We start from the raw sequence: 23,100 nt of genomic DNA on the forward strand, positions 1-23,100 counted from the left end.
ACAAAGATGACATGGAGGGATGCTTGATGACATTTCATCGCTATCCGAAACCACAAGGATTATATGACCCACGAGAAGAACATGATGCATGCGGAATTGGTCTGTATGCCAATATAAAAGGTATAGCAAGCCATGATATCGTCACGGATGGATTAGAAATGTTATACCGTCTTGATCACCGAGCAGGGAGAGGTCACGATTACCGTACGGGAGATGGGGCAGGAATCATGGTTCAGATACCGGATGCTTTGTATCGACAAATAACCAGCTTCCCTCTTCCGCCTCAAGGAGATTATGCCATTGGAATGTTCTTTTTCCCACAACAAGATGAAGTCAATCAAGAGGCGAGAATCCACATTGCAGATTTAATCGAAGAAATCAGAGGGTTGTCGTTTATTTCTTGGAGAGAAGTCCCTGTGAACGGTATGGACCTAACAGAGTCTGCTCGCTCTACTCAACCCGTTATTGAGCAATTGTTTATTGAAAAATCTTATGAAATGGATCATTTATCATTTGAGAGAAAACTTTATATCTTCCGCAAGCGATTTGAAAATTGGTTGCTTAAACAAGGCTATGAAATTTATGTCGCCTCTCTATCCAGTGAGACACTCGTCTTCAAAGGGTTGCTAACGCCAAAAGAAGTAAGTGAATTTTATGTAGACTTACAGGACAAGCGTTTTATTTCTGCATATAGTCTCGTGCATTCCCGCTATAGTACGAATACATTCCCTAGTTGGAAGAGAGCACACCCGAATCGATACCTTGTTCATAATGGAGAAATTAATACACTTCAAGGCAATGTCAACTGGATGAAAGCACGTGAAAAACAACTTGTCACGGAAGCCTTTGGGGAAGATTTATCGTATCTCTTACCTATCATCGATGAGTCTGGAAGTGACTCTTCCATGCTTGACAATGCATTTGAATTCTTAGTATTAGCAGGTCGTTCACCGGCTCATGCGGCAATGATGATGATTCCCGAACCATGGAGTGAAGAGAATCCTCATATGAACCCGGAAAAAGAAGCATTCTATACGTATCATTCAATGTTTATGGAGCCGTGGGATGGCCCGACAGCGATTTGTTTCACAAACGGTAAACAAATCGGAGCTGTACTTGACCGAAACGGCCTACGTCCTGCGCGTTATTATGTTACGAAAGATGACCGCATCATTTATTCTTCTGAAGTAGGTGTTGTTGACGTAGAAGAAGACATGATTGTGACAAAGGAGCGTTTAAGTCCGGGTAAAATGCTAGTCATTGATTTAGAACAAGGTCGCATCGTATCCGACACGGAATTAAAACAACAACTTGCATCAGAAAAACCTTACACCGCTTGGTTGCAACAAATGCAAGTTCTCGAGGGGTCTAAAGAACTTGTCGAGAATGTTTCAGACCTACTTTATAAACAGCATTTAAACCAACTGACATTTGAAGATGTACACAAATATTTGCTTCCTCTCGCAATTGAAGGAAAAGACCCAGTCGGTTCCATGGGGAATGATACGCCGCTAGCTGTATTATCCGACCGTCCGCAGTCGCTTTTTACGTACTTTAAGCAGTTGTTTGCTCAAGTCACGAATCCACCGATCGATTCGATTCGAGAGAAAGTAGTCACGTCGACGATATCTTATTTAGGGCCGGAAGGAAATCTACTTGAGCCTAACGAAGAAAATGCTAAACGAATCCAACTCAAAAGTCCCGTTTTGAAAGCGAGTGAAGTCAATCAATTACGAAATCATCCGTTGTTCTCGATGGCGACTCTATCTTTAGCATTTACAGGGTCATTACAAGACAAGATGGACTCCTTATGTACAGAGACAGATCAAGCAATGGAAGAAGGACATGCATTTATTTTACTTTCAGACAGAGAGGCATCACAGGGTAATACAATTGTTCCGATTTTGTTAGCAGCGAGTGGTATTCACCATCACCTGGTCCGACAAGGTGTTCGTACGAAAGTCTCCATCCTAATTGAATCTGCAGAAGTAAAAGAAGTTCACCATGTAGCTGCATTGCTCGGGTATGGTGCAGACGCTATCTATCCATATTTAATATACGCAACTCTGCAACAAGCCATTAATGAGGGACATATCAGCAAGACTTATGAAGAAGTGGTTTCCGCTACGGTCAAGGGGTTGACAGACGGCGTCGTCAAAGTCATGGCGAAGATGGGGATTTCAACCATTCAAAGTTATCGCGGCGCTCAAATATTTGAAGCGGTAGGAATTGGTCACGATGTTATCGACCGCTACTTTACAGGAACAAAATCCCAACTGGGCGGAATCAATTTAGAGACCATTCAAAAAGAGGCTGAGCTGAAAGTGAACTATGCACTTGAACATGCCATGTCACCACTCGATTCAGGGAGCCAGTACCAGTGGCGTGCAAATGGGGAACACCATGCCTTTCATCCGAAGACGATTCACACGCTCCAGTGGGCGACACGTAAAAACGATACCGGGCTTTACCGCCAATATGCAGAGATGGCCAATGAAGAACGTATCGGATTTTTACGTAACTTATTTGATATTCGTTCAGAACGAAAAGCCATCCCTCTTGAAGAAGTTGAACCTGCGAGCCAAATCGTGCGTCGGTTCAAGTCAGGCGCGATGTCATTTGGATCAATTTCAAAAGAAGCACATGAAACGTTAGCCATTGCCATGAACCGTTTAGGTGGTAAGAGTAATAGTGGGGAAGGTGGAGAACACCCTTCTCGTTACAAGAAAGATACAAACGGCGACTTCAGACGAAGTGCCATCAAACAAGTTGCTTCTGGACGTTTCGGAGTTAAAGCGGTTTACCTTTCACAAGCTGAAGAATTGCAAATCAAAATGGCACAAGGAGCAAAGCCGGGGGAAGGCGGCCAGTTACCTGGTAAGAAAGTGTATCCTTGGGTGGCCGATGTTCGTGGATCCACACCAGGTGTTGGATTGATTTCGCCACCTCCACACCATGATATTTATTCGATTGAGGATATGGCCCAACTCATCCACGATTTGAAGAATGCCAATCGTCATGCACGAATCAGTGTCAAGCTGGTCTCAAAAGGCGGTGTAGGGACGATTGCAGCAGGTGTTGCAAAAGGTTCAGCTGACGTCATCGTCATATCGGGATATGACGGTGGAACGGGAGCCTCTCCTAAAACAAGTATCACTCATGCAGGACTGCCTTGGGAACTCGGACTTGCAGAAGCTCATCAAACGTTGATGCTAAATGGTCTGCGAGACCGTGTAACGTTAGAGACCGACGGGAAATTGATGACTGGAAAGGACGTATTACTTGCTGCTCTTCTTGGGGCTGAAGAATTTGCGTTCGCCACAGCACCTCTTATTGTCATGGGTTGTATAATGATGCGTGCCTGTCACCTCGATACATGTCCAGTTGGAATTGCCACTCAAAATCCGGAGCTGCGTGACAAATTCACAGGAACTTCCGATTATGTGGTGAACTACATGCACTTTGTTGCTGAAGAACTGCGTGAGTGGATGGCGAAACTTGGCTTCCGCACAATAGATGAACTTGTCGGACATACCGAAGTCTTGCATGTTTCTGAACGAGCAAAAAGTCATTGGAAAGCCGGCCAACTCGATTTGACGACTCTCCTACATCGTCCCGAAGGCACGCGTATCAAATCTCGCGAACAAGATCATCAGTTGGAGAAATCACTTGACCTTACTGTTCTACTTCCGCAACTTAAAGTGGCGATTGAGCAAGGGGAACCCGTAACCATTTCTTCACCTGTTCGAAACACTGACCGTGTGGTGGGAACTATTGTCGGACATGAGATCACCAAACAGTACGGAGAAGCAGGACTACCGAATGATCATATCCAACTTCATTTACATGGTCATGCTGGTCAAAGCTTAGGTGCTTATACACCGAATGGTATGACGATCCGTTTGACAGGCGATGCCAATGATTACCTAGGAAAAGGGTTGTCGGGTGGTAAATTAATTCTACAGTCTCCTTTAAAAGGACATGCAGAATCCAACATGATTGCAGGGAATGTGACTTTTTACGGAGCCACTTCAGGCAAAGCGTACTTAAACGGGCGTGCAGGTGAACGATTTGCTGTCCGCAATTCCGGAGCATCCATTGTGGTCGAAGGGATTGGAGATCATGGGTGTGAATATATGACCGGTGGTCGTGTGGTCATCCTAGGTGATATCGGTAAAAATTTTGGGGCCGGAATGTCTGGCGGTTCTGCCTATATTTTGTGTGAAGATACACAAATTCCAGTTTCCTATTTTAATCATGAGATGATTCGTTTAACGAAGATTGAAGAGGATAAAGAATACCATGAAGTCCGAAAATTGATCATGGACCACTTCTATTACACAGAAAGTACGAAAGCACAAGACGTGTTAATGAACTGGGATGTCGTGAAATATCAGTTCTTGAAAGTGGAACCTGTGGAATATGCAATGATGAAAAGACGTATTGCTGAACTCGAAGAACAAGGAATGGAAAAAGATACTGCCGCACTCAATGCCTTTTACGGGGCAACTGTCGGCTCCTAAGGAGTGAGCGTATGGGAAAACCTACAGGATTTATGGAATATAAAAGAGAAAAGCCGCACGAAGAGCCACCAAAGAAGCGAATTAAACATTTTGGAGAATACGGGGAACGATTTACCGATGAACAGCTCAAAGTGCAAGGTGCACGGTGCATGGATTGTGGTACACCGTTTTGTCATATGGGGATAGAAATCCGTGGTGTTGCAGCCGGGTGTCCGATACAAAATGTGATTCCTGAGTGGAACGACCTGGTCTATCGAGGTCAGTGGAAAGATGCACTCGACCGCTTACTCATGACGAATAATTTTCCCGAATTCACAGGTCGTGTCTGTCCAGCTCCATGTGAAAGTTCCTGTACACTAGCGATTTCAGAACCTGCTGTAGCTATTAAAGGAATTGAGCGCAGCATTATCGACAAGGGATTCGAAGAAGGATGGATCACTCCGCGCATTCCAAAGACGCGAACAGGGAAGAAAATCGCCATCGTTGGTTCAGGCCCAGCTGGACTCACTGCAGCGGATGATTTAAACCAAGATGGTCACCAAGTGACCGTCTTTGAACGGGACGATCGTCCAGGTGGCCTTTTGATGTACGGGATCCCGTCAATGAAACTCGATAAAGATGTCGTGTTAAGACGTGTACACCTTCTCTCACAGGAAGGAATCCAATTCATTGTCAACTGTGAAATTGGGAAAGACCGGACATTGGACGAATTAAAAGAAGAATTTGATGCGGTTATTTTATGTGTAGGTGCTCAGCGTCAGCGAGTTCTCCATCTCCCAGGAGATGACGCCGATGGTATCATTCCTGCGATGACTTACCTATCCTCGACAACTAAAAGTCTTTTAGATGGTGAGAAGAAAGCACCTATTGATGTGAAAGGCAAACATGTTCTTGTCATCGGTGGAGGCGATACTGGAGCAGACTGTGTGGCCACTGCGCTTAGACAAAAATGCAAATCGGTTGTCCAGTTTGGTAAGCATCCGCGACTCGGGAATGACCGAGATAATGATCATATGTGGCCAGCCGACCCAGGAATATTTAAAATGGATTATGCCTACGAGGAAGCGGAAGCTGTTACGGGCAAAGACCCACGAGAATATTTGATTCAAACAAAAAGGATTGAAAAAGATGCTTCAGGGAAAGTAACTGCCCTTCATACAATTGAGATGGATAAAGTGATGGGAGAAGATGGGTTTCACTATTTCCGTGAGATTCCTGGTTCGGAAAGAGTATGGCTAGCTGATGTAGTGTTTGTCGCAATTGGTTTTGAAGGAATTGACTTGGAAGTTACAGAAGGCACTGATCTTGAACTTTCTAGTAACCGTATTCGCGCTTCACGTACAAGCTACGCAACAAATTTGCCAGGCGTCTTCACAGCTGGAGATGCACGCCGCGGACAAAGTCTCGTCGTGTGGGCTATTAAAGAAGGAAAAGAAGCCGCCCAGAAAGTTAACACGTATCTAGTGAAAGAAAAAGTCGCAATATAGGATTGTTTAGAGACCTGTTTTGATTTCATTATCAGAACAGGTCTTTTTTCATTATGAGCTTATTTCTCTCGTAAAAGGTTCACTATATTTTTTAAAAACCGATGGTTATTACTTCACTATACTACTACACTAAAGTTATTTTTCTTTCTATTTTTAGAGTCAAGTGGCATAATAAAAAAATAGGAGGCGAAAGTGATGATAGGAATTATAGATTATGGTGCAGGAAACTTACATAGTGTTGAAAAGGCAATCAAGCGACTCGGGTACCCCTCGGTTCGCATTGAAGATGGAACCTTCACAAATGTTATTGATCAACTCATTCTCCCTGGTGTAGGACATGCTGAACAAGCAATGCGTCAACTTGACGAGCGCGGGCTGACTACTTACATGCAGCGTAAAACGGATGAGGGAATTCCCCTTCTTGGGATTTGTTTAGGTATGCAACTTTTACTCGAGAAAAGTGAAGAGGGAGATACGTCGTGTCTTGGATACTTACAAGGTACCGTAAGAGAGTTTTCAGTTGAAAATCAGAAAGTGCCTCATATGGGCTGGAATGAAGTAGCTGATTCACAACAACACTTCCTACTCAAGGATCTTCCTGACACAACGGATTTCTATTTTGTTCATTCCTATCATGCAGAGCCTAAACATCAAGAGCATATAATTGGTCTCACAAACTATGGACACGAATTTGCATCGGCTATAGGAAATGAGCAAATTATGGGTGTGCAGTTTCACCCTGAAAAAAGTGGACAAGCCGGTTTGAAACTTCTCGATAATTTCTGTCGATATGCAAAGAAGGTGGAGGCATGTTAAAAAAACGAATTGTTCCAGCAATCGATGTACTCGATGATAAAGCAGTTAAGTATGTCCAGTTCCGCAATCCGACAATCATTGGGGATCCAGCAGAACTCGGGCGGAAATACTCGGAAGACGGAGCGGATGAACTCATCTATCTCGATACGACCGCTTCTTTGAAAAATCAAGAGGTCAAATATGAGTGGATTCGTCGAGTCGCGGAAGAAGTGTATATTCCCTTTTCAGTTATTGGAGGGGTTCGGACGATTGAGGATTTTCGGTTACTTCTTCGAGCAGGTGCGGATAAAGTAGGAGTCAACTCGGCGGCAGTCAACCGTCCTGAACTCTTAAATGAGGCAGCCTCTATCTTTGGAAAGCAATGTGTCGTATTAGGGCTGGATGCCATGCCCATTATGAGAGAAGACGGAACGATTGAACGTTGGGAAGTTTATACCCATTCAGGTCACGAAAATTCAGGGCGTGATGTTATAGAGTGGGCACAAGAAGCTGCTGAACGGGGAGCAGGAGAAATTATCTGTACGAGTATCCATAAGGATGGCATGAAAACCGGTTACGATGTAGAGCTAATCAAAATCCTTTCCGATAATGTATCGATACCCATCATCGCAAGTGGCGGTGCAGGAAAACTCGAACATATTTCCGAGGTATTCCAAGAAGGTTATGCAGATGCAGCTCTTGTTGCATCCATGATTCATTACGGTCATTATTCCATCCAACAAATTAAACAGCATTTAATGGATGAACAGATCCCGGTTCGTATTTAAAAAAGCACCCTGTCGGGTGCTTTTTCTAGTTCATAGGTAAACCGACTTTAGATGCTTGTTGAAAACTGTTACGAATCATGGCTGCATCCACCTCTTGAAGAAGTGGCACTTGGTAGACATGATGCTGGTTTTGATAAATCGACATTTCGTAACCAAGTTCAATGAAATTTGGAACGCTATCCGCTAGTACACGACGAACGACAGGGTTCGTACATTCAAGAGCCGCTGTCGTTGCATGGGTTGCACATGACTTAACCGCAGATAGCAACACACCGGAAATCAAAGCATCATTGACAGCCGTTGGTGCTTCAATAGGGGAAAGTGGTGTCTGTTGTTTCAGACCAAAAGTAAAGTCATGAATCAACTTCATTTCATATGGATATGTCGCTTGAGCGGGGGCTTGCCCTGTTTGAAAGGCTTCTAGAATCGAATTGTACGTGTTGATTAAATACAGATGCTGATTTTCTACAACTTCTTTCAATTGCCCATCCTTAATTTGTGGTTTCCAGTACGTAAACTGGTTTTGAGCACCAATTAAGGATTTCAGTGTTTCTTGCACATCAAAAATTTCATGTGCACCTTGGTTTTGAGCAGGTTGGACTTGTTCAGAAGATTGGTATTGAGATTGTTCGGCCTGATTTTTCCACATTATACTTCCTCCTTTACACGTACATCTTAAGTGTGTGCAATGGAGAAATGATTATTCCTTTAGGCAGTTCTTTCAGAAATACGTTTTAAAATATTTTCTGAAAAAAGAATCGTCTCACCAATGGTCGCATGTTCGTTAAAGTTCTTCACATAATTTATAGGAATGTTTAATTCAGCGATTCCTTCATTTGCTTCATACGTAAGCGCATAATTAAAGTCCGGATTGGTCCACATCGATTGTAGTACTTCATCGACTGCTGCAAGTTTCGATTTTGGAATGTAAAGTCCCACTAATAAATTATAAAATCGAAAAATATCATCTAATTCCAATACGTAGCCTTCCACTTTCCAATCCGCATAGTGAGGTTTTGAAACATATAGATAATTTTCAATTTGAGTTTTTAAGATGGATAGTGGTTCAGCTAAAAACGATTCATCTTCAAGTTTTACAGGTTCGTCCGTTTCTTTACTATAGATCGCTAGCTCCATTGTCTTGTCCTTCTTTCCATTGAATTTGTTCTGCTGTGTCGTTTAAATCATAGGATGTGATTTGTTCGAGTCGATACTGTGGGTGCTGAGATTGATAAGATTTAATCAGGTCTAAAAAGAATTTAGGGCTCGCGGGTTGCTCTTCGTCATAAACCAGAAGTGCTCCATCACTGTTTCGTAATAAGAATTTATCCCTTTCTTGAAATTGCCAAGGACCCTGATATCCACCAGTTGTTAAGGCTTGATAAAAGTCTGCAGCAAGTGTCAACTGTCGAAATTCCGCTTGTTTTTCCGGTTTCCAACGTGACATGAACTCACTGAATGGTGGTGTGATGGACAATTTCAATGGGATGCCTTGTTTTTTTAATGAGAGAACAACTTCTGCTGCCCATATTTCGACTCCTTGTTGCCCAGATATCAACACCCACTCAAGTCCTTCCTCTAAATCAACAAGTAAACGGTCTTCTAATGCTTTTTTTATAATGCGGATTCCGGGATGTTTATTGTTAAATATTCCAAGTTCATTTCCGCGGTAGCCAGAAATGATAAGTTTTTTCACGATATCACCTCTTATCTTAGTGTACAGTAGTCAACAATTTCCCTCCACTAGAATACGTTAAAGAGTAGAGGAGGATGAAATGAGTCAATCAACTCAACGTTTGACATATAGTGCACATGTAGAATCTACATTCACTGCCTATTTGTCACAATTAAAAGGTCAACAAGTGACGGTCCAAACAACGCGCGGTGTTCTCACAGGAGTACTCCAACAGGTAGGGTATGATTCCATTGAAGTTTCCATACAACACCAAGTCTTTGCCATCCGCTTAATGGAAATTATCTGGGTCACTGAAGCAAGGGGCGTGTAAACGATGTTTCAGCGGACCAATCGACTATTGATTGAATTGCCACATGTGGAATACGGAGACGCAAATGCGGCAGCTGCAGTTCAAGAACTACTCGGTGGGAAATTTGGAGAAATGTCGACACTGAACAATTATCTGTTTCAGTCGTTCAACTTTCGGTCGAAAACCAAATTAAAACCTTTTTACGATTTGGTTGCAAGCATTGCAGCAGAAGAAGTGGGTCATGTTGAACTCGTTTCCAATACGATTAATCTTGTGAATAAATCCAATTCGTTTGATGGAGATCCAAACACCACGCCGCTTCAACTGGGAAAAGACGCTCGAAATACTCATCATTTTATTGCGACCGCACAAACATCTCTCGGTGCTGATTCGATGGGCAATGCGTGGCGTGGCGATTACATCTTCTCAAGTGGCAATCTTGTTCTCGACCTTTTGCATAACTTCTTCTTAGAATGTGGAGCACGTACACATAAAATGCGCGTCTTCGAAATGACCGATCACCCAGTGGCTCGTGAAATGATTGGGTATCTATTGGTTCGCGGGGGCACACATGTTTTGGCGTATGCGAAGGCAATTGAAATGGCGACAGGTGTGGACATTACTAAAATGCTACCCATCCCGAATTTAGATAACCGAGCGTTTGATCAAGCTCGAAAATATGAAGATCGTGGATATGGGAACGTTCTGTTTACGTGGAACACCCAGGGAGACTACCAAGATATCAATCAAATCTGGAAAGGGACACATCCTTTGACGAATCAACGGCTATACGTACAAGAAGGTTTCCCGAAAGGAGCACCAGTGCCAGATTTGGATGAGTTACCAGAAGAATTTGCACCTGGGATCACAGCAGAAGACTACCGAAAAATAGCGAAACGTCTAATGGAAAATCTCTAATATAGGCATTTTCAACTGACTTTGCTACACTAAAGTCAGGGAGTGGTAAATATGAAAATAGCAACGATTCAAACGGATATTCATTTTGGAGATCCGGATGCGAATTATGAGCAAATGAAACAATTGATTAAAAAAGCTCTTGAACAACAGCCGGATCTTATTGTATTGCCTGAGATGTGGAACGCAGCCTATGATTTAGAAAACTTGGAATCGCATGCAGATGAAGACGGAGAGAGAACGATAACATTTCTACAATCTTTAGCGAGACAAGGCAATGTGACGATTCATGGTGGTTCCGTTGCAGTCCGCAGAGGAAGCAACTATTACAACACGAGCTACACTGTGGATGCCACAGGAGAAGTCATTCATGTATATGACAAGATGCACTTGTTCCAGTTGATGAACGAACATCATTATTTATCACCTGGTACGGTCGCAGATACATTTGAGCTAGAGGAGATCTGTTTTGCAGCAATGACGTGCTACGATTTACGTTTTCCTGAACTGGCAAGACACTATGCATTAAAAGGTGCTCATGTACTTCTAGTTCCGGCACAGTGGCCGACAGCAAGACTTGATCATTGGCGCATCTTACTTCAAGCGCGGGCCATTGAAAATCAAATGTATGTGGTCGCAGTGAACCGAGTTGGAAACGACCCAGCAAATGCATTTCCAGGTCATAGTCTCATAATTGATCCATGGGGAACCATTTTATATGAGGGCAAAAGTGGGGAAGAAGTGGCGATTACCGAGCTAGACCTCGGGAATGTTGAAGAGTTTAGAAAAAAAGTACCGGTATTTGAAGACCGGTTACCTACACGATATAAGCTAGACTAAAGAGATCCGGATGCACGTGCATCCGGATCTTTGTTTACTCTTTAACAACTACAGCTGGTGCATGATAGTCTGGTTCTGGAACAAATCGCAGGATGATAAAGCCGATGATGAATAAAACAATCAAACTAAAGACACCCATAGATGAATTACCTGTCACCTGGGCAGTAACTCCAACGAGTAACGGCCCCAGAATCGCTGCAAATCGACCAAAGATATTGTAAAACCCAAAGAACTCATTGGAATTTTGTTTTGGTACCAACTTCCCAAAGTAAGAACGGCTAAGCGCTTGAATACCGCCTTGAGACGTTCCGACGAGCATCGCTAATATAAAGAAATCTGTCACAGAATCCATAAAAAAAGCATACGTACAGACAATGGTATAAACGAATATCCCCACATAGAGCATCATCTTTTCCCCGAACTTGGCAGCTAAATGACCATAAAGGAAAGCAAATGGAGCAGCGATGACTTGCGTTAAAAATAAGATTCCGAGTAACGAATTTGTATCAAGACCTAGATCTGTCCCATAAGCAGTGGACATCGAAATAATTGTTCCCACACCGTCGATATAAAAGAAATAGGCCAGTAAGAATAAAAATACTGCACGGTATTTACGAATCTCTTTGATTGTCGTGAAAAGTCGTTTGAAACTCTGAGCAACAGGATTTGGCTCCCGTGGAACGAAATGCACTTGTTTGACATTCTTGAAGATTGGAATGGAAAAGATGATCCACCAAGCCGCTGTAATGAAAAACGCGATTTTACTTGCCGTATCTGCAGCAAATGGGAGGATGCCGTTACCACTAAGGACGATTATTCCCATAGCGAGGATAAAAGGAAATAGACTTCCGATATACCCCATTCCATAGCCTCGAGCAGATACTTTAGCCATCCGTTCATCAGATGTGACATCCACGATAAAGCTATCGTAAAAAACGTTTGAACCTGTCGCACCAAGTGCTGCAAATGTATAGACAATGAGTAACATCAGCCAGTTTTCAAACGGAACCAGAGCGAGCGCAAGAGTAAAAACTATTCCTAGAGAGAAAAAGATACCAAAGAATTTCTTTTTGAGGCCTTCATAATCAGCAATCGTTCCCATTATGGGGCCTAGTAGAGCTAAAATCGTCGTAAAAATAGCGATAGTATACCCTAGATAAGCTGTTGAGTCAGCGCCATCGATTCCAGCTGCCGTAGCAGAGGATTTAAAATAAATCGGAAAAATTGCCGTAGTAATGATGAGTGTATAGGCAGAAGAAGCCCAGTCATACATTACCCAACTGTTCTCTTTTTTCGTATACTTCTTCACAAAATTGTCCCCCTTTTTCTCATTGTATCTTACAGAAATGAATTTCAGGTGAATTTTCTGAAAAATTTAAGCTCTCACTCAAATTTTCGATATAATAAAAAGAAACGGTAGGTGAGCCTATGGAAAATTTACGTGCTATTATTGATATTGGATCGAACTCAATTCGACTCGTCGTCTATAGTTATTCGTACGAAAAAGGGTTGGAAGAACACCACAATATTAAAACGGTAGCTCGATTAAGTGGCTATTTAAATGAGCAAAATGAAATGCAGACGGAAGGAATCGATCGATTGATTGAGACGCTACTAAACTTCCAAGCGGTTTTGAACGACCTTCACATAAAACAACCCGTTATTGCCGCTACAGCAGCAGTCCGACAAGCATCGAACCAACAACATATTCTTGAACGTGTGTGTCAAGAGACCGGGTTAACGATTGAAGTTTTAAGTGCAAAACAGGAGGCCTATTATGGGTATTTAGCTGTGGTGCTGACAACAAATATTAGAGACGCTATGACAGTCGATATGGGCGGAGGTTCTACGGAAGTGACACTCTATAAGGACAAGCAATTGGTCGAGTCCTATAGTTTCCCATTTGGAGTCGTAACTCTAAAAAATAAATTTGTATCAGGAGATGTACCAACTCTCCATGAACGCAAAGCGATCAAAGCATTTGTTCACGAACAATTTAAAGAACAACCTTGGATTCAAGGTAAAGGACTTCCCGTGATTACTATTGGAGGGAGTGCGAGAAACATCGTTCAAATTGATCAGAACCGAAAAAATTATCCACTCTCTGGGACACATCAATATGAGATGTCGCTCGAAGATATCCGGTCAATTGATTACTTAATGAAAAAAATTTCTTTTTCTGAACGAAAGAAAATTGATGGATTGTCGTCAGACCGAGCGGATGTCATTGACGGCGCTATCATCACGTTTGAAACACTTCTCGAACTAACAGGATCTACTTTATTTATGCACAGTCGCAAAGGGCTACGTGAAGGAATCATCATTGAAAAGTTGGAAGAAAACAAAGAACATACATTTTTTTTAGATGAAGTCGATTCAAGTGCCATTCGTCATCTTCATGGAAAGTTTGCGATTGAAGCTGCGGATAATACGGATCTGATTGATACGTTTCAAAAATTGCGTGGCCAATTTGCAGAAGCCGGTTGGATCCAGGATTGGTCAGATGACCCTGAAATGCTAACGTACGCCTATCAGCTGTTTCACTTTGGAAAGCAAGTAGATATTGAATCAGCCAGTCAACATACATTCTATTTGTTAACTAATAGTACGCTTGACGGGTTTACCAATAAACAAAAACTCAAGCTTGCTTTATTGTCTTCCTATAAAAACAAACAAACGTTTCAACAGTACATTCAGCCCTACCAAGGAATTTTGACGATGCAAGAGATTGAAGAGTGTCGAGAAGCAGGGGCTCTTCTTCGATTTGTACATTCGTTACAGACAACGAAGCATTCCAGCATAGTAGACGCCACCATGTTTGCAAAAGGAGAAGACATTCTCTTGACACTTTTCACTCGAGGTTCGTTTGTCCTGGAGGCTTATCAAGCCGCAAAAATGAAAAAACATATTGAAAAGTTGATTAACCGAAATGTTATCCTTGCATTTGAAGTGGAGGAAATCACATGAGCTCTATCACGTATGCACACTTCAACAACCGTGAACTCAGTTGGTTAGCGTTTAATGAGCGCGTTCTTCAAGAAGCAGAAGATTCTGCCAATCCTTTGTTTGAACGATTACGTTTTCTTGCCATTTTTAGCTCCAATCTTGATGAATTTTTCATGGTGCGTGTAGCGGGTCTTCAAGATCAAGTACGCGTTGGATTTTCAAATCCGGAAACTAAATCAGGATTGACACCAATGCAGCAGCTTGAAGAAATTGCAGAGAAGACCCAAGCTCTTGTGTCCCGACAAATGAAAGTTTACCGTCATCTGATGGAAGTCGAACTACCAAAAGAAGGCATACATCTCGTTTCATATGGTCAGTTGTCATCCGAACAAAAAAAAATAGTGGACCAACAGTTTGACGATGAAATTTATCCGGTCATTACACCGGTTGCTGTAGATGCCTATCGTCCGTTCCCCGTGCTATTAAGTAAAACGATGAATATTTTAGCGATGGTTGAGGAGACAACGGCGGATGATACACCCAAAATCGCTATTGTTCAGGTGCCTTCCGTTTTAAAGCGATTTATTGTGGCAGAATCTAGTCAAAACAAGCATACAGTTGTATTACTTGAAGATGTAATCATTGGGAACTTGTTTAAGCTCTTTACAGGCTATCAAGTAAAACATGCCAATCCTTTTCGAATCACTAGAAATGCAGATTTAACTATTCATGAAGAAGGTGCACGTGACCTTCTGATTGAGATTGAAAAGGAATTAAAAAAGCGCAAATGGGGGGCGGTTAGCCGCCTTGAAGTAAAGTCCTCGGAGATTAAACAAAAAGTCCTTCATTATTTAGTAGATGAACTGGAGATAACAGGGGGCGATGTGTATAAAGTAGATGGACCACTTGATGTCACATTTCTCTTTTCATTCACGAAGTTTTTTGATACATCATTTCCAAAGCTGAGCTATCCTGTATTTATGCCACAACAACCCGCCGACTTAAAAAGAGAAGAAGATATTTTTACAAAAGCACTCACGCAAGATTTGTTCTTTTATCATCCGTACGAATCATTCCAACCTATTTTGGATTTCATTGAGCAAGCTGCAAATGATCCATCGGTCCTTGCCATAAAGCAAACATTATATAGAGTTAGTGGGAACTCACCTATTATACAAGCGCTGAAACGTGCAGCTGAAAATGGAAAACAAGTCACTGTTCTCGTGGAATTAAAAGCTCGCTTTGATGAAGAGAACAACGTCATTTGGGCCAAAGAGCTTGAAAAAGCAGGGTGTCTTGTCATTTACGGAATGCATAATTTAAAGACGCATTCTAAAATTACGCTGATTATTCGTCAAAAACATGGTAAAATTGAGCAATTTGTACACCTTGGCACAGGGAACTATAATGACCAGACAGCAAAAATCTACACGGATATGAGCATTATTACAACAAATAAAAAAGTCGGAGCTGATGCTACAAAGTTCTTTAACTACTTGAGTGGCTATATGGATAAACCAGATTATCAGAAACTCGTCGTTTCTCCTTTTGAAATCAAAGATCGTTTTGTGGAATTGATTGATGAAGAGATTGAATTTCATCACACGTTCGGAAATGGTCAAATCAAGCTGAAAATGAATTCTTTGACGGATAAAGATCTCATTGAAAAGTTATACATAGCTTCTCAAGCTGGGGTAAAGATTGATTTGATTGTGCGAGGGATCTGTTGTCTGCGGCCAGAAATCAAAGGTGTAAGCGAGAACATCCGGGTTATCAGTATCGTCGGACGATTTTTAGAGCATTCACGAATATATTATTTCCATAGGAACGGAGCATCAAAATTATATCTCTCTTCTGCAGACATGATGACACGTAATATGATTAAAAGGGTAGAAATATTATTTCCAATCCTGTCACCTGCTATCAAAAAGAGAATTCTTTCGATACTTGAGCTTGAACTTCAGGATACGGTAAAAGCTCGTGTTCAAAACGCGAAAGGAATCTATACGTACAGAAAATCAGACACCAAAATTCATGCTCAACAACAATTTATGGGATATGCAAAAAATGGCTGGCGCTTAGACTAAGCGCCCGTTTATTTAATTTATATTTCGATTCACAAAAAGTTTGTCATGCGAATTAAAAAAGAGTAGTATGGAAACTAGATTTCACGAAAGAAGGAAAATTTATGAAGAACCCCCCTTATGGAATGATTGCGATCTTATTTATAGGTGCGTTCGTTGCATTCCTCAATAACACACTTCTCAATGTTGCACTCCCGACGATTATGGTGGAGTTTGATGTCAAACCCTCACAAGTCCAATGGTTGACGACAGCCTATATGTTGGTTAACGGTATTTTGATTCCTGCCTCTGCCTATTTTATTCAAAAGTTTACTAATCGAACTCTTTTTATTACAGCAATGAGTTTGTTTACATTCGGAACTTTCATTGCATTTATAGCACCAGGATTTTGGATTCTTGTTCTTGGACGAATGATACAAGCTTGTGGATCTGCGATCATGATGCCTCTATTAATGAACGTGATGTTGATCGCCTTCCCAATTGAACGTCGCGGAACAGCAATGGGTATATTTGGTCTTGTGATGATCATGGCTCCTGCTATCGGGCCCACACTGTCAGGGTTCATTGTAGAAAATTATAGTTGGCGTATCTTGTTTGCGATGATCCTGCCATTTGCTTTGATACCACTCGTGCTCGCCATTTTTAAACTAAAGAATATTACGCCACAACGCGACGTCACTCTTGATAAATTTTCTTTGGTACTGTCCAGTTTTGGTTTTGGAGGTTTACTTTACGGGTTTAGTGTGGCAGGAGATGAGGGATGGACTTCATGGATTATTCTTCTCACACTAGCTGTTGGAATGTTCACCCTTGTCTGGTTCATTTTAAGACAGCTGAGCTTAAAAGAACCGCTACTCGAGTTTCGAATCTATCGATATCCGATGTTTGCGCTCGCTTCTGCTATTTCAATTGTATTGTCAGCTGCCATGTTCTCTGGAATGATTTTGACGCCACTTTATGTTCAGACAATTCGAGGGTTTTCACCACTAGAATCGGGACTGCTCATGCTTCCTGGCGCACTTGTGATGGCCATTATGTCGCCTGTCACTGGTCGTTTATTTGATTCGTTTGGTGCTAAGTGGTTAGCCATCACAGGGTTAACCATCTCTACATTAACAACATTCGCCCTTAGTGGCTTAACATTAGAAACATCCTATGCATCCATCATGTTTTTATATACAATGAGGATGTTCGGATTTTCGATGATTACCATGCCTGTGATGACTAATGGATTAAGTCAATTGGCAGCTCACCATTATCCACACGGAACGGCAATGAACAATACACTTCAACAAGTGTCAGGAGCAATTGGTTCCGCAATTTTCTTGACCATCATGAATGCCCGTATGACCAGTTGGATAGAAGACCAATTGCTAAAACTACAAATTGATGGAATGTATCCTAGCGATGCAGAGGCAGAACAAGTAATCATGGGAGAACTTACTCAAAAAGGGATGTTAGAAGGTATCACATTTTCCTTTTTCATTGCAGCTATTGTAACTATTGTCGCACTAATACTTAGCTTATTTATAAAAAAGGTAGTACCAAAGCGCGAGAAAGATTAATTCCTTGCGCTTTTATTTAGGAATACTAATATATTCATTAAATTTTCTAATAAAATCTGAAAATTTATGTAGACGGATGAAAAAGGATGGATTACAATGAAGTTGTTCAAATAAGTAAGATAGTTTTGAATTGTGGAAATAGAGAGAACAATTCATTCTGTCAACTAAATGGGGGTTATTGTATTGAAAAAATCTAAATTTGCTTCATTGTTTGTAGCTTCCTCGCTGTTATTAGCAACCCTGGCAGCATGTGGAGACACAGAAGGCGGATCTTCAGCTGATGGAGATACAATTAAAATTGGAGCGAACCTTGAGCTTTCGGGCCCAGTAGCTTCTTATGGTTCTTCTGAGCTTGAGGGAATCGAGCTAGCATTAGAAGAAATCAATGCGGATGGCGGAATTGACGGCAAACAAGTCGAACTAGTCAAAGTAGACAACAAATCCGACGCAGCTGAAGCTACAAATGCTGCGATTAAATTAACGGATCAAGATGGCGTTTTAGCGATTATTGGTGCCGCTACTTCAGGAAATACAGTTGCACAAGTGCAAGTAGCTGCTGATACACAAACACCACTTATCACACCTTCAGGAACTAGCCCAACTGTCACAGTGGCTGAAAATGGTTCTGTTAATGAATATGCATTCCGTACATCATTCATCGATCCTTTCCAAGGTACAGTGGCGGCGAACTTTGCTGCAAATGAACTTGGCGTAAAAACAGCTGCAGTATATGCTGATAACGCGTCTGATTATGCTAAAGGTTTAGCTGCATCCTTCATTGAAGATTTTGAAGCAGCAGGCGGAACAATTGTCGCTCAAGAATCTTATGTAGCAAAAGATACAGATTTCCGTTCTACACTGACTCGTATTAATTCAGCGAATCCTGAGTTCGTATTTATACCTGGATACTACGAAGAAGTTGGCTTGATCGTCAAACAAGCTCGTGAACTAGGAATCGATGTGCCTTTAATGGGGGCAGATGGTTGGGATTCTCCAACAATCGTTGATCTTGCTGGTGCAGATGCTCTAAATAACACATACATCATTAACCACTATTCTGCTGAAGACCCAGAAGGGAAAGCAAAAGAATTTGCGGATAAATTTGAAGAGAAGTACGGTAAGCTTCCAAACTCATTCAATGCTCTTGGATATGACACTGTGTATCTATTAAAAGATGCTATTGAACGTGCAGGAGAACTTGATGGAGAAGCAATCAAAGATGCTCTTGCTTCAACAGACGGACTTGAGTTAGTTACAGGTGCGTACACTGTAGACGAAAACCACCACCCAGTTAAATCAGCTACGATTCTAGAATTCGTTGATGGAGTTCAAGTCTTTAATACGAAAGTGAACCCTTAAGGGGGGCGTTATTAGGGGGGAGAACGATTCCCCCCTTTTTCTTTTGTCTGCACGATTGAAAGGAGTGAGGAAAAATGGAAATCATTCAGCAGTTGATTAACGGTATCTCTTTAGGGAGTATCTATGCATTGATTGCACTTGGCTACACGATGGTGTATGGAATTATCAAATTAATTAACTTTGCACATGGAGATGTGTTCATGCTCGGCGCTTTCTTTGGTTTCTATGCGATAACGATTTTCAATATGAACTTCTTTTTAGCGCTTATTGTTTCCATGGCAGCTACTGCGCTACTTGGTGTTTTGATTGAACGTATCGCCTATAAGCGACTACGAAATGCTACGCGTATTGCCGCACTTATCACAGCCATTGGGGTTTCTCTACTTATTGAATATGGATTTATTTACATACGTGGGGCACAACCTGAAGCCTATCCAGATGTGTTTGGTCGTCAGTCCATTTCATTTTTAGGGGCGACAATCGACATGAAGGCAATTTTAATCCTATCGGTTTCTGTCGTCTTGATGCTACTTCTTCAATTTATTGTGCACAAAACAAAAACTGGAAAAGCGATGCGCGCTGTATCTCATGACGCAGAAGCCGCAAAGCTCATGGGAATCAATGTAGATAATACAATTTCCGCTACGTTTGCCATTGGTTCTGCACTTGCTGGAGCAGCAGGTGTAGTCTTTGGACTTTACTACACAAAAATCGATCCACTCATGGGAGTTATCCCAGGACTAAAAGCATTCGTTGCTGCCGTACTTGGGGGGATTGGGATCATTCCAGGAGCGATGGTCGGCGGACTAATTCTTGGAGTTGTTGAGACATTTGTTTCTGCAGTTGGTTTCTCTCTATGGCGAGATGCCGCAGCTTTCGTTATTTTAATTCTTATTTTGATTTTCCGTCCGTCTGGTATTTTCGGAAAAAATACACGAGAGAAAGTGTAGGTGGGCCAAATGAAAAAACATTCACGCGCATTTTGGCCACTGTTAATAGGAGCTCTTGTGTTTTACGCGATTGTACAAGGACTCATCATGGCTGGCGCACTAAATACGTATTATTCCAACACGCTCATTTTTATTGCTATTAATATTATCCTAGCTGTTAGTTTGCACTTGGTCATTGGAATCACGGGACAGTTTTCTATTGGTCACGCTGGTTTCATGGCAGTAGGAGCTTACTTGTCTGCTATTATCACCATGAAATTCGAGTTACCGTTTATTTTGGCTATCGTCGTGGGGGGTCTCGTTGCAGCATTAGCCGGACTGATTGTCGGGATTCCAAGTTTACGTTTAAAAGGAGACTATTTGGCGATTGCAACACTCGGGTTTGCTGAAATCATCCGAATCATCTTCTTAAATATTGACTACGTAGGTGGCGCAGCGGGGATGCAAGTATCGAAGATGACAAACTGGTCATACACATACTTCTTTATGCTCATCACTATACTCGTCATTGTGAACTTCACACGGTCTCGTCATGGGATTGCCGCTCTATCTGTTCGTGAAGATGAGATCGCCTCGGATGCGATGGGGATCAATACCACGTACTATAAAGTCGCTGCCTTTGTCATCGGTTCATTTTTTGCTGGAGTAGCAGGTGCATTGTTTGCCCATAACTTCTACATTATTCAGCCAGGTCAATTTGGTTTCTTAAAATCTGTTGATATCTTAATTCTAGTGGTATTAGGCGGTCTCGGAAGTATATCCGGAGCGATTATCTCTGCCATTTTCTTGACGCTTGTCTCTACTTACTTGCAAGAATTCCCTGAGACGCGGATGATAATTTATAGCTTGGTATTAATCATTGTGATGCTCTATCGTCCACAAGGATTGATGGGTACAAAAGAGATTACCGATTACTTTAGAGGATGGACATCCAAAGGAGGTAAGGCAAATGGAAAAGACACCCATACTTGAGGTTAAACAAGCCGGTATCCAATTTGGTGGGTTAAAAGCCGTTCAAAATCTTAACCTCGCCTTGTATCCTGGGGAACTGGTAGGACTGATTGGTCCGAACGGGGCTGGAAAAACAACAAGCTTTAATCTGTTGACAGGCGTCTATGTGCCGACAGAAGGAGATGTCATCTTCCAAGGGAAACGAATCAATGGCCTTGCTCCTTACAAGGTCACCCAATCAGGCATGAGTCGGACATTCCAAAATATCCGCCTGTTCCGCGACATGACGGTATTAGATAATGTAAAAGTAGCGTATCACGCGCTAGCCAAGCATACGATGCTTGCATCTATTTTGCGCTTACCATCGCATTTTGCTGGAGAGCGAAAAATGGAGGAAGCTGCGATCGAGTTTTTGAAGATCTTTCGTCTAGACAAATACAAAGATGAACTTGCGAAGAATTTGCCATATGGTCAGCAACGCCGATTGGAGATTGCACGTGCGCTTGCCGCCAATCCAAAGTTACTACTCCTAGATGAGCCAGCAGCTGGTATGAATCCGCAAGAGACACATGACTTAATGGAACTTATTGCATTCATTCGCGATAAATTCAATTTAACGATATTATTGATCGAGCATGACATGAATCTAGTCATGGGCGTGTGTGAGCGGATTTATGTGCTTGATCATGGTCAGTTGTTGGCAGAGGGACCTCCGGAAGTGATTCGGAACGACCCGAAAGTAATCGAGGCTTACCTCGGCGAGGAGGTAACAGAATGACGATGTTGTCGGTAGATGCAATTGATGTGTATTACGGTAATATCCAGGCATTGAGAGGGGTCTCATTAACAGTAGAAGAAGGAGAGATCGTGACCCTTATTGGAGCGAACGGTGCAGGAAAGAGCACATTGTTAAAGACTCTTTCAGGGCTTCTCAAACCGAAGACAGGAAAAATAGAATTTCTCGGCCAATCGATTGCGGGCAAACCTGCACAGGGCATCGTGAAATCGGGAATCTCTCACGTTCCTGAAGGGCGTCGCGTATTTGCGAACTTAACGGTGGAGGAAAACTTGGAACTCGGAGCTTTCTTACGCAAAGATAAAAAAGGAATTGAAACAGACTTGAAGAAGGTATACGATACTTTTCCACGTCTGTTGGAACGTAGAAAACAAATGTCTGGAACGCTTTCAGGTGGAGAGCAACAGATGCTTGCAATGGGTCGCGCCATCATGGCAAAACCTAAACTACTGCTTTTAGACGAACCTTCGATGGGCCTTGCTCCACTCATGGTCAAAACGATTTTTAAAGTGGTCAAAGAGATTAATGCAGAAGGTACCACCATTTTGCTAGTTGAGCAAAATGCGCACATGGCACTTTCTGTGGCCAATCGGGGGTACGTAATTGAGACAGGCAAAGTGGTCCTTTCTGGACCTGCCGATGAATTTCATGCGTCTGATGAAATTCGAAAAGCGTACCTTGGCGGACATTAAAAAACAGCTGCTCACATTGTGGGCGGCTGTTTTTTCTTTAGGAAGTATTGGATGCCTTCCACGATGACTGCTAACACAAGACCAAAAGCTGTGAACATGAATAGCGAGAGTAAACCAGCTAAATCTTGAAATCCTCCATCACCAAATAGAAAGTTTCGGTACATCTCTACAAAGCCAATGAATAGCCCTGCTAAAAATAAATAGAGACCAATCTTGAGGTCCAGATACGCAAGTGCACCGGCAAACATTCCTGCAGCAAGTCCGTAAGCTACCATGGTAACTGCATTTCCTACAGTCAGCTCTTGATCAAGGATGACTCCTGTTCCGAGAAGCAGCAAAAAGAGAGTGATTGATAAGACAATCACGCCAAGCATTTTATAATTCTCTTTCATTTCATTTCCCCACTTTCTGATTTAAAGTATAC

Annotated in this window: 20 protein-coding genes; 15 read left to right on the top strand and 5 right to left on the bottom strand. The window is 42.1% G+C overall.

What is annotated here, in order from left to right:
* The first annotated feature begins 26 nt into the window (after window positions 1-26).
* The 4 genes from gltB to hisF all read left to right on the top strand — a co-directional run bounded on the left by gltB (window position 27) and on the right by hisF (window position 7,593).
* A complete protein-coding gene (gene gltB, locus ACFO0S_RS05940; protein WP_378140893.1) occupies window positions 27-4,523 on the top strand; it encodes a glutamate synthase large subunit in 4,497 nt (1,498 codons plus the stop codon).
* A gap of 11 nt (window positions 4,524-4,534) precedes the next feature.
* Window positions 4,535-6,010: a glutamate synthase subunit beta gene (locus ACFO0S_RS05945; protein ID WP_378140894.1), complete on the top strand. Its 1,476-nt coding sequence runs from the start codon at window positions 4,535-4,537 to the stop codon at window positions 6,008-6,010.
* Between the two features lie 195 nt (window positions 6,011-6,205).
* Complete coding sequence (gene hisH / locus ACFO0S_RS05950) at window positions 6,206-6,826, top strand: imidazole glycerol phosphate synthase subunit HisH (protein ID WP_378140895.1); 621 nt, start codon at window positions 6,206-6,208, stop codon at window positions 6,824-6,826.
* Window positions 6,820-7,593 carry an imidazole glycerol phosphate synthase subunit HisF gene (gene hisF / locus ACFO0S_RS05955; RefSeq protein WP_378140896.1) on the top strand — a complete coding sequence of 258 codons (774 nt, stop codon included), beginning with the start codon at window positions 6,820-6,822 and terminating at the stop codon, window positions 7,591-7,593. Before hisH ends, hisF begins: the two co-directional genes overlap by 7 nt.
* Window positions 7,594-7,618: 25 nt before the next feature.
* Here hisF and ACFO0S_RS05960 read toward each other — a convergent pair whose 3' ends face one another.
* Genes ACFO0S_RS05960 through ACFO0S_RS05970 form a run of 3 tightly spaced genes read right to left on the bottom strand, consistent with a single transcriptional unit; the run spans window position 7,619 to window position 9,292 of the window.
* Window positions 7,619-8,242: a spore coat protein gene (locus tag ACFO0S_RS05960; protein ID WP_378140897.1), complete on the bottom strand. Its 624-nt coding sequence runs from the start codon at window positions 8,240-8,242 to the stop codon at window positions 7,619-7,621.
* Between the two features lie 59 nt (window positions 8,243-8,301).
* Window positions 8,302-8,730 carry a hypothetical protein gene (locus ACFO0S_RS05965; RefSeq protein ID WP_378140898.1) on the bottom strand — a complete coding sequence of 143 codons (429 nt, stop codon included), beginning with the start codon at window positions 8,728-8,730 and terminating at the stop codon, window positions 8,302-8,304.
* A complete protein-coding gene (locus ACFO0S_RS05970; RefSeq protein WP_378140965.1) occupies window positions 8,711-9,292 on the bottom strand; it encodes an SLOG family protein in 582 nt (193 codons plus the stop codon). The genes ACFO0S_RS05965 and ACFO0S_RS05970 overlap by 20 nt, the downstream gene beginning before the upstream one ends.
* Before the next feature lie 76 nt (window positions 9,293-9,368).
* On the opposite strand from ACFO0S_RS05970, the gene ACFO0S_RS05975 reads away from it, so the two are divergent.
* From ACFO0S_RS05975 to ACFO0S_RS05985, 3 genes are read left to right on the top strand one after another with little or no spacing between them, the layout of a single operon-like run.
* The gene (locus ACFO0S_RS05975; protein ID WP_378140899.1) at window positions 9,369-9,599 is read left to right on the top strand and encodes a DUF2642 domain-containing protein; all 231 of its coding nucleotides are present in this window, start codon (window positions 9,369-9,371) and stop codon (window positions 9,597-9,599) included.
* A 3-nt stretch (window positions 9,600-9,602) separates the two neighbouring features.
* On the top strand, window positions 9,603-10,496 hold the full coding sequence (locus ACFO0S_RS05980) for a manganese catalase family protein (protein ID WP_378140900.1): 894 nt from the start codon (window positions 9,603-9,605) through the stop codon (window positions 10,494-10,496).
* A 51-nt stretch (window positions 10,497-10,547) separates the two neighbouring features.
* The gene (locus tag ACFO0S_RS05985; protein ID WP_378140901.1) at window positions 10,548-11,333 is read left to right on the top strand and encodes a carbon-nitrogen family hydrolase; all 786 of its coding nucleotides are present in this window, start codon (window positions 10,548-10,550) and stop codon (window positions 11,331-11,333) included.
* Between the two features lie 34 nt (window positions 11,334-11,367).
* Here ACFO0S_RS05985 and ACFO0S_RS05990 read toward each other — a convergent pair whose 3' ends face one another.
* Complete coding sequence (locus ACFO0S_RS05990) at window positions 11,368-12,642, bottom strand: MFS transporter (protein ID WP_378140902.1); 1,275 nt, start codon at window positions 12,640-12,642, stop codon at window positions 11,368-11,370.
* A 119-nt stretch (window positions 12,643-12,761) separates the two neighbouring features.
* Between ACFO0S_RS05990 and ACFO0S_RS05995 the strand changes: the two genes are divergently transcribed.
* From ACFO0S_RS05995 to ACFO0S_RS06030, 8 genes are all read left to right on the top strand, one after another.
* Window positions 12,762-14,300 carry a Ppx/GppA phosphatase family protein gene (locus tag ACFO0S_RS05995; protein ID WP_378140903.1) on the top strand — a complete coding sequence of 513 codons (1,539 nt, stop codon included), beginning with the start codon at window positions 12,762-12,764 and terminating at the stop codon, window positions 14,298-14,300.
* A complete protein-coding gene (locus tag ACFO0S_RS06000; RefSeq protein ID WP_378140904.1) occupies window positions 14,297-16,366 on the top strand; it encodes an RNA degradosome polyphosphate kinase in 2,070 nt (689 codons plus the stop codon). The genes ACFO0S_RS05995 and ACFO0S_RS06000 overlap by 4 nt, the downstream gene beginning before the upstream one ends.
* A 101-nt stretch (window positions 16,367-16,467) precedes the next feature.
* Window positions 16,468-17,928 carry a DHA2 family efflux MFS transporter permease subunit gene (locus ACFO0S_RS06005; protein WP_378140905.1) on the top strand — a complete coding sequence of 487 codons (1,461 nt, stop codon included), beginning with the start codon at window positions 16,468-16,470 and terminating at the stop codon, window positions 17,926-17,928.
* Window positions 17,929-18,096: 168 nt separating this feature from the next.
* A complete protein-coding gene (locus ACFO0S_RS06010) occupies window positions 18,097-19,287 on the top strand; it encodes an ABC transporter substrate-binding protein (protein WP_378140906.1) in 1,191 nt (396 codons plus the stop codon).
* Between the two features lie 74 nt (window positions 19,288-19,361).
* Window positions 19,362-20,237, top strand: a complete 876-nt coding sequence (locus ACFO0S_RS06015) for a branched-chain amino acid ABC transporter permease (RefSeq protein ID WP_378140907.1) — start codon at window positions 19,362-19,364, stop codon at window positions 20,235-20,237.
* 9 nt (window positions 20,238-20,246) lie between these two features.
* Window positions 20,247-21,209, top strand: coding sequence for a branched-chain amino acid ABC transporter permease (locus ACFO0S_RS06020; protein ID WP_378140908.1), 963 nt, complete (start codon window positions 20,247-20,249; stop codon window positions 21,207-21,209).
* On the top strand, window positions 21,187-21,966 hold the full coding sequence (locus tag ACFO0S_RS06025) for an ABC transporter ATP-binding protein (protein WP_378140909.1): 780 nt from the start codon (window positions 21,187-21,189) through the stop codon (window positions 21,964-21,966). Before ACFO0S_RS06020 ends, ACFO0S_RS06025 begins: the two co-directional genes overlap by 23 nt.
* Window positions 21,967-21,968: 2 nt before the next feature.
* Complete coding sequence (locus tag ACFO0S_RS06030; protein ID WP_378140966.1) at window positions 21,969-22,676, top strand: ABC transporter ATP-binding protein; 708 nt, start codon at window positions 21,969-21,971, stop codon at window positions 22,674-22,676.
* An 11-nt stretch (window positions 22,677-22,687) separates the two neighbouring features.
* Here ACFO0S_RS06030 and ACFO0S_RS06035 read toward each other — a convergent pair whose 3' ends face one another.
* A complete protein-coding gene (locus tag ACFO0S_RS06035; RefSeq protein WP_378140910.1) occupies window positions 22,688-23,068 on the bottom strand; it encodes a hypothetical protein in 381 nt (126 codons plus the stop codon).
* Window positions 23,069-23,100: the final 32 nt, after the last annotated feature.

Origin of the sequence: Chryseomicrobium palamuruense (assembly GCF_042649045.1) — a bacterium.
Taxonomy (GTDB): Bacteria; Bacillota; Bacilli; order Bacillales_A; family Planococcaceae; genus Chryseomicrobium; species Chryseomicrobium palamuruense.

What these genes read in the sequence shown, in the direction of transcription:
- gltB (WP_378140893.1), top strand. Translation starts at nt 27, where the DNA reads ATGACATTTCATCGCTATCCGAAACCACAAGGATTATATGACCCACGA.
- ACFO0S_RS05975 (WP_378140899.1), top strand. Translation starts at nt 9,369, where the DNA reads ATGAGTCAATCAACTCAACGTTTGACATATAGTGCACATGTAGAATCT.
- ACFO0S_RS05995 (WP_378140903.1), top strand. Translation starts at nt 12,762, where the DNA reads ATGGAAAATTTACGTGCTATTATTGATATTGGATCGAACTCAATTCGA.
- ACFO0S_RS06000 (WP_378140904.1), top strand. Translation starts at nt 14,297, where the DNA reads ATGAGCTCTATCACGTATGCACACTTCAACAACCGTGAACTCAGTTGG.
- ACFO0S_RS05960 (WP_378140897.1), bottom strand. Translation starts at nt 8,242, where the DNA reads ATGTGGAAAAATCAGGCCGAACAATCTCAATACCAATCTTCTGAACAA.
- hisF (WP_378140896.1), top strand. Translation starts at nt 6,820, where the DNA reads ATGTTAAAAAAACGAATTGTTCCAGCAATCGATGTACTCGATGATAAA.
- ACFO0S_RS06035 (WP_378140910.1), bottom strand. Translation starts at nt 23,068, where the DNA reads ATGAAAGAGAATTATAAAATGCTTGGCGTGATTGTCTTATCAATCACT.
- ACFO0S_RS05965 (WP_378140898.1), bottom strand. Translation starts at nt 8,730, where the DNA reads ATGGAGCTAGCGATCTATAGTAAAGAAACGGACGAACCTGTAAAACTT.
- ACFO0S_RS06015 (WP_378140907.1), top strand. Translation starts at nt 19,362, where the DNA reads ATGGAAATCATTCAGCAGTTGATTAACGGTATCTCTTTAGGGAGTATC.
- ACFO0S_RS06020 (WP_378140908.1), top strand. Translation starts at nt 20,247, where the DNA reads ATGAAAAAACATTCACGCGCATTTTGGCCACTGTTAATAGGAGCTCTT.
- ACFO0S_RS05985 (WP_378140901.1), top strand. Translation starts at nt 10,548, where the DNA reads ATGAAAATAGCAACGATTCAAACGGATATTCATTTTGGAGATCCGGAT.
- ACFO0S_RS06030 (WP_378140966.1), top strand. Translation starts at nt 21,969, where the DNA reads ATGTTGTCGGTAGATGCAATTGATGTGTATTACGGTAATATCCAGGCA.
- hisH (WP_378140895.1), top strand. Translation starts at nt 6,206, where the DNA reads ATGATAGGAATTATAGATTATGGTGCAGGAAACTTACATAGTGTTGAA.
- ACFO0S_RS06025 (WP_378140909.1), top strand. Translation starts at nt 21,187, where the DNA reads ATGGAAAAGACACCCATACTTGAGGTTAAACAAGCCGGTATCCAATTT.
- ACFO0S_RS05980 (WP_378140900.1), top strand. Translation starts at nt 9,603, where the DNA reads ATGTTTCAGCGGACCAATCGACTATTGATTGAATTGCCACATGTGGAA.
- ACFO0S_RS06005 (WP_378140905.1), top strand. Translation starts at nt 16,468, where the DNA reads ATGAAGAACCCCCCTTATGGAATGATTGCGATCTTATTTATAGGTGCG.
- ACFO0S_RS05945 (WP_378140894.1), top strand. Translation starts at nt 4,535, where the DNA reads ATGGGAAAACCTACAGGATTTATGGAATATAAAAGAGAAAAGCCGCAC.
- ACFO0S_RS06010 (WP_378140906.1), top strand. Translation starts at nt 18,097, where the DNA reads ATGGGGGTTATTGTATTGAAAAAATCTAAATTTGCTTCATTGTTTGTA.